This window comes from Mesorhizobium sp. WSM4815, from assembly GCF_055811575.1.
In genome coordinates, this window is sequence record NZ_JBVVQS010000022.1 from 1 (window position 1) to 274 (window position 274).

At 60.9% G+C, this 274-nt stretch carries 1 protein-coding gene; it reads right to left on the minus strand.

All coding sequences use genetic code 11. The features are described 5' to 3' along the window. The coding region (locus AC0L2B_RS00085) for a DUF4158 domain-containing protein (protein ID WP_473743615.1) at positions 1-204 on the minus strand (204 nt) is incomplete at its 3' end. Positions 205-274 lie beyond the last annotated feature (70 nt).

Here is a 274-nt window from a genome sequence, read left to right on the forward strand (position 1 = left end):
GCATTGCGCCAATGTCAGTCCAGGATGGCGGATCAGCGCGAGCTGCACCGCAAACCCTAAACGATTGCGCTCTTCCCGCCGGACCTCGATGAGGCTGAGGTCCCTTCGATCGAAGGTGTATAGGCGCGCCAGCGCGTCACACTCGACCGGAACTCCAAACAGGTTACGCCGCTCCTCGGCGCTCAGCAGGTCTCTCCGCCCCATGGCCGCCTCCGACCGTCCACAGAACCCTATTGAGGATCATGGACAGTCCGACGTAAAGGGACGTATTTTG